This window comes from Actinomycetospora chibensis (assembly GCF_028737215.1).
Lineage (GTDB): Bacteria > Actinomycetota > Actinomycetes > Mycobacteriales > Pseudonocardiaceae > Actinomycetospora > Actinomycetospora chibensis.
The window spans coordinates 1-12,992 of the sequence record NZ_JAQZAM010000015.1 but is presented as its reverse complement, the minus strand read 5'-3'; the positions used below and the strand labels follow the sequence as shown (position 1 = coordinate 12,992).

Sequence of the window (12,992 nt, the reverse complement as noted above, 5' to 3'; positions counted from 1 at the left end):
TGGGCTTCGTGCTTGAAGTGGGCTACTCCAGCGACGACTTCAGCAGGTTGAGGTTCCGCGGCTCCGGCGTGCCGACCGTCGAGGGGAACAAGAGGTCGTGATCCGCCCAGCGGCTCGCGGCGGCCTGTTGTTCGTCCTGGGCCTCGAGCAGAACGATCTCCGTCCCGCCACGTGGGCATGCCCTTGCGTTCGCACGACCGACCCGTGCGAGGCGAACCTGCGCCACCGAGGGAGGAGACACCCAGTCGGCCAGCACGCGCACCGAGCCTCGTTGTGGCTCTTCGTCGATCATCGCGGGCGGATCGGATCGTTGACTACGCCGTAAAGGTGAACGAGATGGCTCCAAGGCCGGTCGAACGTGACACTGGCGATCCGCTGCCGGGTGTCCCAACAGCCCGCACCGAGCTCTGGGGGCCACCAGTGGCCAGTCGCACCGTCACCATCGGCGTGGGTCTGCTCGCCGTACTCGGGCTCTTCGAGCTGGCGTACTCGTTCCTGGCCGGTGTGCCGGGCGACCAGATGGCGTTCGGAATCATCGTGGGGCTGGGGACACTCATCGCGCTGGGGCTGTGGGCCTCCGGACGCGGTCCCCGCATCGCGATGTGGGTCGCCGTGGTGCTCATCGGGGTCACGGCGCTCGCCGCGCTCGCGTCCTTCTTCGCCCCCGGTATCCCGATCGGCACCCACGTCGTGTCGGCGGTGTTCGTCCTCCTGGCGATCGTTGCCATCGTGCTCGTCCGGGGCGAGCTCGGGCGGGGACGTGCGCGCGCCAACACCGACCAGCGGATCGTCTGAGAAGGCTGAAGAGCTGGCCCGACCGTCAGCAGCCCGACCCCATGAACGCGTCGTAGGCCGCCTGGTCCTCGTGGATGAACCGTGCCTCGCGCACCTGGCGCCCGTCGATCTCGAAGACCACCACATGGGACGACGCGAACGTCCGGTCGCCGCGCACGCCCGTGACGTCGACCAGGGCGACGGCGCGGGCGTCGTTGGCCAGGACGTCGAGCACCGCCAGGCGCAGCCCGCCACCGGTCTCCTCCGCCATCCGGCGCCAGAACGTGAAGATCGCGTCCGGGCCGGTGTACGTCCCGGCGAGCGTCCCCGCGCCGGCGATCACCCACCGCGTGTCCGACCGGAGCGCCTTCGCGAGCGCGCGTCCGTCGCCCCGGTCCATCGCCGCGTAGAGCTCGCGGACGAAGACCTCGTTGGGGTGCGCCACCGCGGCAGCGTCGCGGGCACCGCCCCGGTCGTCAACGACCGGGGGAGAGGCCCCCGCCGACCGTTCGTCCCGTGCTCCACGCCGGACGTCGAGACGCGCGGACGTTCGTCGATGCCGGGGAGAACACTCGTAACACCGTCACCCGATCGAGCGACACGGTCCCCGAACCGGTCGTGGAGTCGAAGGGGGGCCGGCGTGGAGTGGATCGTGGCGATCGGGGCGTTCCTGCTCATCTCGGTGGTGGTGATCGGCCTGCCGATGTACCTGGTGGCGACGCGGTGGACGACGCGTTCGGAACGTCTGGCCGCCGAGGCGCGGCGCCGGGCGTCCGCGTACCCGGCCCCGCCGGTCGCCGCCGCGCGCAGTGGCGCCGGGCGGCGACGCAAGGTCCTCAGCGGCTGACGGTCAGCCCGTGACCAGCCGGAGCTCGCCGGCGCCGTGGTCACGGGCGTAGTCCAGCATCCGCGCGAGGTCGCTCACGCCGTTGCTCGCGGGCACCGGCGCGAACTGCAGCGTGGAGAGCACGCCGAGGGCGGTGCCGTCGGGGGAGAGGAACGCGCTGCCCGAGTCGCCGGGGATGCCCGGGGTGGCGGTGAGGACGTCGTGGCTCCAGCCGCCGCCCCGCGTGGCGACGACGGTGCCGATCTTCGGGCTCAGCAGGGTGACGCCGCCGCGCAGCTCGGAGTTGCCGTAGCTGCGCACGATCTGGCCGGGACGCGTGCCGTCGATGTCGACGCCGGTCGGGCCGCCGAAGAACGGCACGGCGGCGGTGACGGCCGCCGCGTCGGCGGGGTCGAGGCGCACGAGGGCGAAGTCGTTGTAGGCGCAGGCGTCCGGGTCGCTCTCGCCGGCGTCCTGCATCGCGAGCCAGGAGTTGTAGGCCAGGGTGCCCGGGCGGCTCGCCCCGGCGATCTCCACCGGCGTGCCGAGCGGCAGCGAGCCCGCGGTGCAGCCGTCGACCTGGTCCGGGCTCCCGGTGCCCGAGCAGTGCGCGGCCTGCCCGAGATAGGTGTCGACGCCGTCGGTGAAGACGAAGTTCGAGGTGCACTGCGCGCCGTCGGTGCGCGTCTGCACGCCGGGGTGGACGCCCGGGGCGGTGGGCACCGGCTCGTCACCCGGAGCGGCCACCGCGGGCGCGACGGCGAGCCAGGCCCCCGCCGCCACGGCGGCACCCGTCACCAGCGCGGCGAGGGTGCGGCGGGCCGAGCGTCGTGCAGGCATGTGGTCTCCCCGGGGCGTCCGTCGCGTCCACGAGGACCAACGCCGTCACCCACGGTCGGGTGACGCACGAACGGGTTCAGCGCGACTGCAGCGCTGCCCAGGTGGTCGCCGCGGAGACCCCGCCATCAGCGGCGAGCGTCTGGCCGTTGACCCAGCGGCTCTCGTTCGACATCAGGAACGCGACCACCGACGCGATCTCCGCCGCCTCCGCGTCCCGGCCCGCCGCAGTGCGCTGACGGGCGAGACGTCGCGGGTCGGTGGAGCGCTCGACCTCGGGGAGCGAGGGCGTCCGCACGGTGCCGGGGGCCACGGCGTTCATCCGCACCCCGTCCGCCCAGGTCAGCGTCGACGAGGCCGTCGTGTAGGCGAGGACGGCCTCCTTGGAGACCTCGTAGATCGGCCGGTCGGGACGCTGCTCCCGGCACCAGCGCAGGCCCTCCGAGAACGTGCGGGTGGCGAGCAGGGGGCGCAGCTCCGCGAGGTGTGCCACCCAGTGGCGCCCCTCGGACGACGACACGTTGACCACCGAGCCGCCGCGCCGGATACGTCCCACCAGGCGCTCGGTGAGGTGGCGCATGCCCAGGAAGTTCACCGACAGCACGGTCTCGAGCGGCGCCGTTCCCGGGACGCCGGCCACGTTGGCGAGCGCGTCGACCTGCCCATCGAGGCGGTCGACGGCGGTGTCGATCGACGACGGGTCCGCGAGGTCGCAGGGGATGTGCGACACCTCGCGGTCGGGGGGATCGCGGCGGTCGAGCCCGACGACGGACACCCCGTGGCGGCCCAGGAACTGGGCGAGCGCTCGTCCCACCCCCGAGGAGGCGCCGGTGACGAGGAAGACCGTGCTCATGACGGCACGGTAGCGGCGGGTCCGGGTCACCCCGTCGGGGCAGTCCCCGATCGACCTCCTGCCCACCGGATGCGGCACGCCGTGATCTTCCGGTCGCTCCTGGTGTCGATCCTGGGCCGTCGGGGTGCGGATGCTTGCTGCCGGGCGAGTGGGATGTGACGGTCGGTCCGCACGTGACGGTCACCGGATCGGAGCCCGCGATGTCCCAGCCCCCCGAGGTCGGAGCGGCGCCGGAGACCACCCGGCCCGGCGGCGGAGCCGTGTCACCGGGCGTCGACAGGTCCGACTGCCCGAGCGGCGTCCCACACGGCACCATGGAGGCCGTGCAGCTCCTCCTCGTCGACGCCTTCACGTCCTCGCCCTTCACCGGCAACCCGGCAGGCGTGTGTCTCACCGACGCCGACGACGCCGCGTGGATGCAGGCGGTGGCCGCCGAGGTGAACGTGTCCGAGACGGCGTTCGTGGACCTCTCGTCCCTCGCGACGACGGGCGAGGTGGGCCTGCGCTGGTTCACCCCGACCGTCGAGGTGGAGATCTGTGGCCACGCGACGCTCGCGAGCGCGCACGTCCTGTTCGAGCAGGGCCTCGCCGAGTCGCCGATCGCGTTCCGCACCGCTTCCGGCGTGCTGCGGGCCGAGGCACTGCCGGGCGGAGGCATCCAGCTCGACTTCCCCGTGGACGAGCCGGTCTCCGCGCTGCCGGACGGGCACCTGGCCGACGAGTTCGCCGACGCGCTGGGCGCCGCGATCGTCGAGATCGCCCGCTGCCGCTACGACGTGCTCGTCGAGATCCCCTCGGCGGCGGAGGTGCGCGACCTCGAGCCGGACCTCTCGGTGCTGCGGGCGGCCAGCGGGCGGGGCGTCATCGTCACCGCCCGCGCCGAGGAGGACCCGGCGCCGGGCGCGCCCGACTTCGTCTCCCGGTTCTTCGCCCCCGCGGTGGGGATCGACGAGGACCCGGTGACGGGCTCGGCGCACTGCTGCCTCGCCCCGTACTGGTCGTCGCGGCTCGGCCGGGACCGCCTGATCGGCGCCCAGCTCTCCCCGCGCGGCGGTGAGGTCGGCGTCGAGCTCGCGGGCGAGCGCGTCTACCTGCGCGGTGACGCCGTCACCGTCAGCCGTGGCGAACTCCTCGCCGAGGCGACGAAGATCTGACTTCTCACCGAGGGTAGGCGGCTCACCCCTCAGAGGTCTCTTACTGGCGCCTCATCCCGCCGTGTGTCACTCTCTGTGAGCGGAGTCGGCGAGCCTCGCCGGCCGGGGACAGCGGGAGTGGCAGCCGTGTGGATCGTCGGTCTCATCCTCGTCGCCCTCGGGGCGGCGGGCTTCCTGATGGCGCAGCGCACCAGGGCGCGCCGGCACGCCATGATCGCGGCCGAGACCCTGCCGATCGCGGAGCTCGAGGAGCACCGGCGCACCCTGGCCGACCTCGGGACGGTCGGGGGCTTCCGCAAGGTCTGTGAGGTGGTCGGCGCGGCGCACCCGCACCCCGACGGCCCGCTGCGCGCGCCCCAGAGCGGCGTCGAGTGCGTGTGGTACCGCCAGACGGTCGTCCACAAGTACAGCGAGCAGTACCGCGACTCCGACGGCGACTGGCGGCGCCGGGAGAAGAACGACACCGTCCTCGACGACACCTCGCGCCAGGGCTACGCGCTGGTCGACGACTCCGGGATCATCGGCGTCGACCCGAACGGCGTCGCGCCCGACCGTCCCGAGAAGGTCCACGAGAACTTCGTCCCCGGCAGCCCGGGTCCGAGCGGCGGCGGCTTCTTCAACGGCGGCTTCTTCAACGGCGGTACCGAGTCCCTCGGCATGACCTACACGGAGTGGGTCATCCGCCCGGGACAGCGGCTCTACGTCCTGGGCGAGGTCCACGACCGCATCGGCCCGCTGGTGATCGGCAAGCCGGAGTCGTCGTCGGACCCCTTCATCGTGTCCACGCGTTCCGAGGAGGAGCTCAAGGCCTCCGCCGCCGGCGCCCAGCGCTGGTGGGCGTGGGGCGGCTCGGCGGTCGCCGTCCTCGGGATCGTGCTGGTCGTCGTCGGACTGCTGTGAGCGAAGCTCACAGGTCCCCGCCCTCGTCGAGGAGACGGTCGATCTCGCGGCGCAGCAGGCCGAGGCGGGCCTCGCGCACGAGCGGGATGTCCCGGCGGCGCCTGCGCACGTCGGCGAGGTCGATGTCGATCGTGCAGGTCTCCTCGGCCTCGGGGCCCTCGCCGCACTCGCCGACGACCTCGCCCCAGGGGTCGACGATGTGGCTGCCGCCCCAGAACGTCAGGCCGCCCTCGACGCCGACGCGGTTCACGAACACCACGAACAGCTGGTAGATGCGCCCGTAGAACGTGGTGATGTTGCGCCAGTACTCCTTGGAGTCGTAGCGCTCGGGCGACATCGACTGCGCCGAGTTGGCCGGGACGAGCAGGATGTGCGCGCCGTCCTGGGTGGACAGGAAGGCGACCTGGGGCTGCCAGGCGTCGTTGCAGATGAGCGTGGCGGCCCGGTGCCGCCCGCCCCGCACGCCGTAGGCCCGCGAGTGCTGCCCGGGCAGGAAGTGCTTGCGCTCCTCGAACGTCGAGTAGGTCGGCAGGTAGAGCTTGCGGTGGGTGTGGACGAGCCTGCCGTCCTCGTAGTAGCCCGCGCTGTTGTAGGTGTGCAGGCCGTGGCCGCCGGCCTCGGGGAACCCGACGAGCACCCCCGCGCCGCCTGCGCGCTGGGAGATCCGCAGCAGCCGGGGGTCGTCCGGGGCCATCGACAGGTCGTGCGGGACGTCGCCCACCTGGTAGCCCGAGAGCGCGAGCTCGGGGAACACCACGAGGTCCGAGCCGGCGTCGGCGGCCTCGGCGACCACGCGCTCGGTGCGCTTGATGTTGCCGTCGACGTCCCCGAGCGTGGCGTCGGTCTGGGCGAGCGTGATGCGCACGCGGGCTCCTCGGGATCGTCGCCGCACGCGGCGTGGGGGGACGGGGACTCCACCCGGGCCGCCGGCCGCCTCAGCGCGACCGACGTGCCCGTCGCGCGACGAGGACGATCAGACCGGTTCCGCCCAGCAGCGCCATTGCGGCTGCGGATCCGGCCAGCGCCACCGTGCGCGATCCGGAGTGTGCATCGCGGCCGTCGCTCAGGTCGACCCGGCCCGCCCCCGCGGGCGAGACCGACACCGGACCGTCGCCGGTGAACTCGTCCGGACGGACGTCGGCGACCGCCGCGACGGGGTCGACGGTGCCCGCGCCCACCGCGTCGTCGTGGGCCCCACCGGATGCGGGCGCGCCGCCGGGACGGTCGGCCGACGCGGTGACGCGCGCCATCACCTGGCGGGCGTCGAGACCCGGATAGCGGGCGCGGACCAGCGCGACCACGCCGCTGACGTAGGGGGCCGCGAAGCTCGTACCCTCGATCGGCACGCTGCGATCGGCGCCGATCGGGGCCACGGTGTCGACGACCCCGGGGCCGGCCGGGTCGAGCGAGACGATCTCCGAGCCGGGCGCGGAGAGCGACACCCACGGCCCGCGCAGGCTCAGCGGCGACGGCAGGCCGTCGCGACGGGTGTAGCCGACCGAGAGCACGTCGTCGCCGAACCACGCCGGCGCGACGACCTGGCCGGCGCCCTGCCCGTCGGCGCCCTGGGTGCACGCTCCCGAGCCGGCGTTGCCCGCGGCGGCCACGACGACGACGTCGGCGTCGACCGCGGCGCGCACCGCGGCACGCAGGGGCGCGAGCGCCGGCCCCGCACCGGCCGCGGGCACACACGCCGCCTCGGAGACGTTGATGACGGTGGCGCCGAGACGGGTCGCGCGCACGATCGCCTCGGCGAGGGTGTCGACGTTCCCGCCGCCCGTGCCGGCGGTGCCGTCCGGGCTCGTCGTGCTCACCGTCAGGCTCGACTGGCGGATCGAGAGGACGCGCGCGTCGGGGGCGACGCCGACGAAGCCCGTGGCCGGGTCGGGCGCCGCGGCGATGATGCCGGCGACGAGGGTGCCGTGACCGTCGCAGTCGAGCAGCCCGCCCGCGCGGCCGACGAAGTCGCCACCGTCGACGAGGCGGCCCGCCAGCCGTGGGTGCGGGCTGACGCCCGTGTCGATCACCGCGACGGTCTGGCCCGCGCCGCGGGTGAAGCGCCACGCGTCGGTGAACCGCAGACGCTGCTGGCCCCAGGGCGCCCCGGGGATGACGCCGCCGCGGGCCGGGCGCACGCACGGGACGCGGGACTGCACTCCGGGCAACGGGTGGGGCTCGGGGTCGAGGGCAGCGAGCGCCCGCGCGTCGGGAGGCGGTGGGACCGGCGCATCGACGGGGAGCGCGGGAGCGGCACCGGCCGGGACGACCGCCGGGCCGAGCACGACGAGGGCTGCCGCGACGAGCGCCCCGATCCCGCGCACCGCTCGACAGGCGATCCCCCCCACGCCGCGGATGGTAGGGCGCCCGGGCGGATCGCCGGGGCCGTTCGGCGGAAGCTGCACGCACCGTGGCCCTCGTCGGCGCCCTGTCGGCCTCGTCCAGCCGTTCGGCCTATAGTCCGAACTTGTCGTATCTCTCTGTAGCCATCAGGCTGGCCGGCGAGGGAGGAGAACGATGTCCGCGACGACGACCCGCGAGCCCGACCCGGCCGGCGGCGGCCCCGCCGCGTGGTGGTCCCCGGCTCGGCTGGGCCACCACCGCTACCTGTGGTGGGCCGGGTCGGTGCTGCTCGCGGCCCTCGCCGTCGCGCTCGCCGTCGGGTCCGCCGACTCGCCGGACGCGGGCATCACCGACGCCGGCGCCCTGACCGTCGTGGTCGCGGTGGGCCTCCTCGCGCCGGTCCTGGTCTGGATGACGGGCGCCGAGCTCGTCGGCGCCCTCCGCCGCCGGGTCGCCGACGACGTCCGGGTCTACGGCACCGGGCAGGCGGTCCGCGGTGCCGCGCCCCCGCCGCACCCCGACGCCCCTTCCTGGTGGCGCCCGGCCGAGGACGTCCTCCTGCACGTCGAGGTCGACCACGTCCCGGACGCCGCGCGGGTCGTCGAGCGCGCCGCCCACGGCAGCCGTCACCGCTTCCTCGAGGCCGGCGACGAGGAGCTGCGCCTGCGCAGCGGACGGGGGACGTTGACCGCGAGCGTCCGCGCGGGGGCGGTCCGCCACCGGGCGACCCGCCGCACGCTCCCCGGCCGCTACCGCGCCCGCTGGGAGATCGACCTCGACGGTCGCAGGCTCACCTGCGACGTGCGCGGCATCCAGGCGGTGCCGCGGCGCACACTGCTCGAGCCCGACGGCACGGCCTGGCTGGTGCAGATGGGCGTCCCGTCGCTGCTCGACCAGCTGCGCGGCGGTCGTTCCGCCCGCCTGCGACCGCACGGGCGGCTGCCCGAGGACCTGGCGCCGGACGCCGTGGCGTTCTGCCTGTGGCTGTTCTGCGAGCTCGAGACCCACCAGGAGCGCGTCCGCAGCTACGGCCGCGACGTCGGTGCCACGACACCGGAGCCCGTCGCCGACACGTGGACGGGCCACGAGGAGCAGGAGAGGATCCCGTGACCGCCACCCTCGACCCGGTCCGCCCGGCCCACGGCGGCCCCGCGCCCCGCTGGTCGCCCCGTCGCCTGGGGCACCACCGCTACCTCTGGTGGGCGGGTGCGCTGCTGCTCGCCGGCGTCGCGGCGGCGATCGCGGTGGCCCTCGACCCGTCGCCCGAGCCGGGGATCGCCGACGACGGCGCGGTGAACGTCCTCACCGCGGTGATCGTCCTCGTCCCGATCCTGGTGTGGGGCCTGGTCCACCAGCTCGTCTCGGCGATCCGCCGGCGCGTGCGCGACGACGTCCGGACCTACGGGACGGGCCAGCCGGTGCGCGTCCGCCGTCCGGGGCCGCAGGACGCCGGCCGCCCGGGCGACACCGTGCGCTACGTCGTCGACGTCGACCACGTGCCGGGCGCGGTGACCGTGAACGACCGCCAGGACCGCGGCGGCCCCTCCGTCTTCCTCGACGACGGCGCCCGCCGCCTGCGCCTGCGGGCCCGCGCGGGGCGGATGACCGCGAGCGGCGCCGACGGGCCGGTGTTCGTCGCGCGCCGCTCCGGCCCGGCCGGGCGGCGCCGCTGGGAGATCGCGGTCGAGGGTCGGCGCCTGGACCTCGAGGTCCGCGGTACCCATCCCGTGCCGCGGCGCACGCTGGTCGACGACGAGGGGGAGGCCTGGCTGGTGCGCCTCGGCCCGTGCCGTCGCGGCCGCGTCCACCCGCAGGCCCGCGTCCCCGAGCGTCTCTCGCCGGCCGCGGCGGCCTTCGTCGTCTGGGTGTGCGCCGAGCTCGACGCGAAGGTCCGCGCGGCGCGCGACGCGACGCTGACCCGGGGCAGCGGGGACGACGGCGGGGACTCGACGTGGTGGGACACCGGGAGCTCCGGTGACTCCTCGGGCCCGGACGACTCCGGAGGGTCGAGCAGCAGCAGCGACTAGGGCGGAGTGCCCTTCTCGATCGATCGAGAAGGGCCGTCGAGGGCCTAGGCTCGGAGGGGTGCCAGCCCGCCCGGTGATCCTGACCGTGGACGACGACCCCGGGGTGTCCCGCGCCGTCGCCCGCGACCTACGACGTGAGTACGGCGAGCACCACCGCATCGTGCGTGCCGAGTCCGGCCCTGCGGCGCTCGAGGCCCTCAAGGAGATCGCGCTGCGGGGTGAGCAGGTCGCGGTGATCCTCGCCGACCAGCGCATGCCGCGGATGTCGGGGGTCGAGTTCCTCGAGCAGGCCATGGACCTGTTCCCGCGTGCGCGGCGCGTGCTCCTCACCGCCTACGCGGACACCGAGGCGGCGATCACCGCGATCAACGTCGTCGACCTCGACCACTACCTGCTCAAGCCCTGGGACCCGCCGGAGGAGAAGCTCTACCCGGTGGTCGACAGTCTGCTCGCGGCGTGGCGCGACACACCGGACCGCCCGTCGGCGCCCGTGCGCATCGTCGGGCACCGCTGGTCGTCGCGCTCCTACGAGCTGCGCGACCTCGTCGCCCGCAACCAGCTCTCCTACGACTTCCTGCGCGCCGACGAGCCCGAGGGTGCCCGCCTGCTCGAGGCGGCCGGCGCGGACCCCGACCAGCTGCCGGTGGTCATCACCGAGGACGGGACGGCGCTGATCCAGCCGACCGACGCCCAGGTCGTCGAGGCCGCGGGCCTCGCGACCACCGCGTCCGAGGCGGTCTACGACCTCGTCGTGGTGGGCGGCGGCCCGGGCGGGCTCGGCGCGAGCGTGTACGGCGGCTCCGAGGGCCTGCGCACCGTGCTCGTCGAGTCGCGGGCGACGGGCGGGCAGGCCGGCACCTCGAGCCGCATCGAGAACTACCTCGGCTTCCCGAACGGCGTCTCGGGCGACCAGCTGACGACGCGGGCGCGCCTGCAGGCCGAGAAGTTCGGCACCGAGGTGCTCACCACCCGCACCGTCACCTCGCTGGAGCCGCGCGGCCGGGCGCGCGTGATCACGTTCGACGACGGCTCGGAGATCACCGCGCACTCCGTCGTCCTGGCCACCGGCGTCTCCTACCGGATGCTCGACTGCCCGGGGCTCGAGGAGCACACCGGGCAGGGCGTGTTCTACGGCGCCGCCGCCACCGAGGCCGCCTCGTGCGCCGCCCAGGACGTCTACGTCGTCGGCGGCGCCAACTCGGCGGGCCAGGCGGCGATGAACTTCTCCCGGCACGCGCGCCGGGTGATCATGCTTGTGCGCGGTCCGTCCCTGGCGGCGTCCATGTCGCACTACCTGATCGCGCAGATCGAGGCGAACCCCAAGATCGAGGTCCGCACCTGCACCGAGGTCGTCGGCGCGGCCGGCACCGAGCACCTCGAGAAGCTGACGTTGCGTGACAGGAACTCCGGCGCCGAGGAGACCGTCGAGGCCTCCTGGCTGTTCGTCTTCATCGGCGCCGCCCCGCGCACCGACTGGCTGGACGGCGTCGTCGCCCGCGACGGCCGCGGCTTCGTCCTCACCGGCCCCGACCTGCCCGGGGGCCCGAACGGACGGCGCCCCGCGGGATGGGAAATGGACCGGGATCCGTTCCACCTGGAGACGTCCCTGCCCGGGGTCTTCGCCGTCGGCGATGTCCGGGCCGAGTCGGTCAAGCGCGTCGCGTCCGCGGTCGGTGAGGGCGCGATGGCCGTGAGTCTGGTGCACCGATGGTTGGAGAACCGATGACTGAGCTTTCCGAAGCCCGCTCCGCGGGTGGGACCGAGCAGATTCCCGAGAAGCTCACCCGCGACGAGCTGCGGGAGCTCTTCCTGTTCGAGAAGCTCGACGACGCCCAGCTCGACTGGCTCGCGCACCACGGGGACGTCGTCACGGCCTCCGCCGGCGAGACCGTCTGCAGCGAGGGCGATCCCGCCGCGTGCTTCTGGGTGCTGCTCTCCGGCGAGATGGCGATGCTGCAGACGGTGCGCGGCGACGAGGTGGAGACCACACGCACGAGCCAGCGCGGCACCTACGGCGGCTCCACGCAGGCCTACATCCCGAACGCCGAGCAGACCTACATGCACTCGCTGCGGGCGACGCAGGACGCGACGTTCCTCGCGCTGCCCGCCACCGAGTGGGCCGAGGCGCTGCGCGAGTGGTTCCCGCTGCCGATCCACCTTCTCGAGGGTCTCGTCGTCGGCATGCGCCGCACGTCGACGATCACCAGCGAGCGCGAGCGGCTGCTCGCCCTCGGCTCGCTGTCCGCCGGCCTCACCCACGAGCTCAACAACCCCGCGGCCGCGGCCCAGCGTGCCACCGAGTCGCTGCGCAGCCGGGTCGCCGGGATGCGGCACAAGCTCGGGATGCTGGCCTGCGGCAAGCTCGACGGCGAGACGATCGCGCAGCTCGTCGACCTCCAGGAGGACGCCGTCAGCCGGGCCGAGACCGCCCCGGATCTGTCGGTGATGGAGGCCTCGGACGCCGAGGACGAGCTCGGCGACTGGCTCGACCAGCGCAGCGTCGCCGGCGCCTGGGACCTCGCGCCGGTCCTGGTCGCGGGCGGCCTGGACGCCGAGTGGCTGGACAAGGTCGAGCGTGCGGTGCCCGAGGGGTCGATCGAGGCCGCGGTCCGCTGGATCGCCTACGCCGTCGAGACCGAGACGCTGATGGGCGAGATCACCGACGCCACCGGGCGCATCGCCAACCTCGTGGGGGCCGCGCGCCAGTACTCCCAGCTCGATCGCGCGCCGTTCGACGAGGTCGACCTGCGGGTGCTGCTCAAGTCGACGCTGATGATGATGAACCGCAAGCTCGAGGGCATCCAGCTGGTCAAGGAGCTCGACCCCGATCTGCCGAAGATCCCGGCGTACGCGGCCGAGCTGAACCAGGTGTGGACCAACATCATCGACAACGCCGTCGGCGCCATGAAGTCGACCGGCGACGGCTCGGGCACGTTGACGATCCGCACGCGCCGCGACGGCCGCAACGCGGTCGTCGAGATCTCCGACACCGGCCCGGGCATCCCCGAGGACGTGCGCCCGCGCATCTTCGAGCCGTTCTTCACCACCAAGGACGTCGGCGAGGGCACCGGTCTGGGCCTGGACATCTCCTGGCGCATCGTCGTCAAGAAGCACCACGGCGACATCCGCGTCCACACCGGGCCGGGCGGGACGACGTTCGAGGTGTGCCTGCCGATCGACGGTCCGACCCGCGAGACGACGCCGGGCGACGACGTCGACGACTAGGGCGTGTCTGACGAATCATCGGGCACGACTCTGACAAGATCTTGGTGTGCGTACGC

14 protein-coding genes are annotated in these 12,992 nt (G+C 74.0%); 8 read left to right on the top strand and 6 right to left on the bottom strand.

The features are described 5' to 3' along the window. Window positions 1-22: 22 nt before the first annotated feature. The gene (locus tag PH189_RS22055; protein ID WP_274190981.1) at window positions 23-292 is read right to left on the bottom strand and encodes a hypothetical protein; all 270 of its coding nucleotides are present in this window, start codon (window positions 290-292) and stop codon (window positions 23-25) included. A gap of 128 nt (window positions 293-420) precedes the next feature. On the opposite strand from PH189_RS22055, the gene PH189_RS22050 reads away from it, so the two are divergent. Next, the gene (locus tag PH189_RS22050; protein ID WP_274190980.1) at window positions 421-795 is read left to right on the top strand and encodes a hypothetical protein; all 375 of its coding nucleotides are present in this window, start codon (window positions 421-423) and stop codon (window positions 793-795) included. Between the two features lie 25 nt (window positions 796-820). Here the strand turns inward: PH189_RS22050 and PH189_RS22045 are convergent, their stop codons facing one another. Beyond that, window positions 821-1,219, bottom strand: coding sequence for a nuclear transport factor 2 family protein (locus PH189_RS22045; RefSeq protein ID WP_274190979.1), 399 nt, complete (start codon window positions 1,217-1,219; stop codon window positions 821-823). Window positions 1,220-1,414: 195 nt separating this feature from the next. On the opposite strand from PH189_RS22045, the gene PH189_RS22040 reads away from it, so the two are divergent. Beyond that, entirely contained in the window at window positions 1,415-1,621 is a 207-nt protein-coding gene (locus PH189_RS22040) for a hypothetical protein (RefSeq protein ID WP_274190978.1), read from the top strand. Window positions 1,622-1,624: 3 nt separating this feature from the next. Here PH189_RS22040 and PH189_RS22035 read toward each other — a convergent pair whose 3' ends face one another. Both PH189_RS22035 and PH189_RS22030 read right to left on the bottom strand, forming a co-directional pair. Then, a complete protein-coding gene (locus PH189_RS22035) occupies window positions 1,625-2,440 on the bottom strand; it encodes a serine protease (protein ID WP_274190977.1) in 816 nt (271 codons plus the stop codon). A 76-nt stretch (window positions 2,441-2,516) separates the two neighbouring features. Beyond that, on the bottom strand, window positions 2,517-3,290 hold the full coding sequence (locus PH189_RS22030; RefSeq protein ID WP_274190976.1) for a coniferyl-alcohol dehydrogenase: 774 nt from the start codon (window positions 3,288-3,290) through the stop codon (window positions 2,517-2,519). Window positions 3,291-3,604: 314 nt separating this feature from the next. Between PH189_RS22030 and PH189_RS22025 the strand changes: the two genes are divergently transcribed. Both PH189_RS22025 and PH189_RS22020 read left to right on the top strand, forming a co-directional pair. Continuing rightward, window positions 3,605-4,444 carry a PhzF family phenazine biosynthesis protein gene (locus PH189_RS22025; RefSeq protein WP_337994182.1) on the top strand — a complete coding sequence of 280 codons (840 nt, stop codon included), beginning with the start codon at window positions 3,605-3,607 and terminating at the stop codon, window positions 4,442-4,444. A 117-nt stretch (window positions 4,445-4,561) separates the two neighbouring features. Next, window positions 4,562-5,344 carry a GIDE domain-containing protein gene (locus PH189_RS22020; RefSeq protein WP_274190974.1) on the top strand — a complete coding sequence of 261 codons (783 nt, stop codon included), beginning with the start codon at window positions 4,562-4,564 and terminating at the stop codon, window positions 5,342-5,344. 7 nt (window positions 5,345-5,351) lie between these two features. Here PH189_RS22020 and PH189_RS22015 read toward each other — a convergent pair whose 3' ends face one another. Beyond that, on the bottom strand, window positions 5,352-6,209 hold the full coding sequence (locus PH189_RS22015) for a nitrilase-related carbon-nitrogen hydrolase (protein ID WP_274190973.1): 858 nt from the start codon (window positions 6,207-6,209) through the stop codon (window positions 5,352-5,354). A gap of 70 nt (window positions 6,210-6,279) precedes the next feature. Then, complete coding sequence (gene mycP, locus PH189_RS22010) at window positions 6,280-7,689, bottom strand: type VII secretion-associated serine protease mycosin (RefSeq protein ID WP_274190972.1); 1,410 nt, start codon at window positions 7,687-7,689, stop codon at window positions 6,280-6,282. A gap of 169 nt (window positions 7,690-7,858) precedes the next feature. Here mycP and PH189_RS22005 point away from each other — a divergent pair, with 169 nt between their 5' ends. From PH189_RS22005 to PH189_RS21990, 4 genes are read left to right on the top strand one after another with little or no spacing between them, the layout of a single operon-like run. After that, on the top strand, window positions 7,859-8,794 hold the full coding sequence (locus PH189_RS22005; RefSeq protein WP_274190971.1) for a hypothetical protein: 936 nt from the start codon (window positions 7,859-7,861) through the stop codon (window positions 8,792-8,794). Next, the gene (locus PH189_RS22000) at window positions 8,791-9,711 is read left to right on the top strand and encodes a hypothetical protein (protein WP_274190970.1); all 921 of its coding nucleotides are present in this window, start codon (window positions 8,791-8,793) and stop codon (window positions 9,709-9,711) included. Before PH189_RS22005 ends, PH189_RS22000 begins: the two co-directional genes overlap by 4 nt. 58 nt (window positions 9,712-9,769) lie before the next feature. Beyond that, on the top strand, window positions 9,770-11,437 hold the full coding sequence (locus tag PH189_RS21995) for an NAD(P)/FAD-dependent oxidoreductase (RefSeq protein WP_274190969.1): 1,668 nt from the start codon (window positions 9,770-9,772) through the stop codon (window positions 11,435-11,437). Then, window positions 11,434-12,936, top strand: coding sequence for an ATP-binding protein (locus PH189_RS21990; protein WP_274190968.1), 1,503 nt, complete (start codon window positions 11,434-11,436; stop codon window positions 12,934-12,936). The genes PH189_RS21995 and PH189_RS21990 overlap by 4 nt, the downstream gene beginning before the upstream one ends. The last annotated feature ends 56 nt before the right edge of the window (window positions 12,937-12,992 follow it).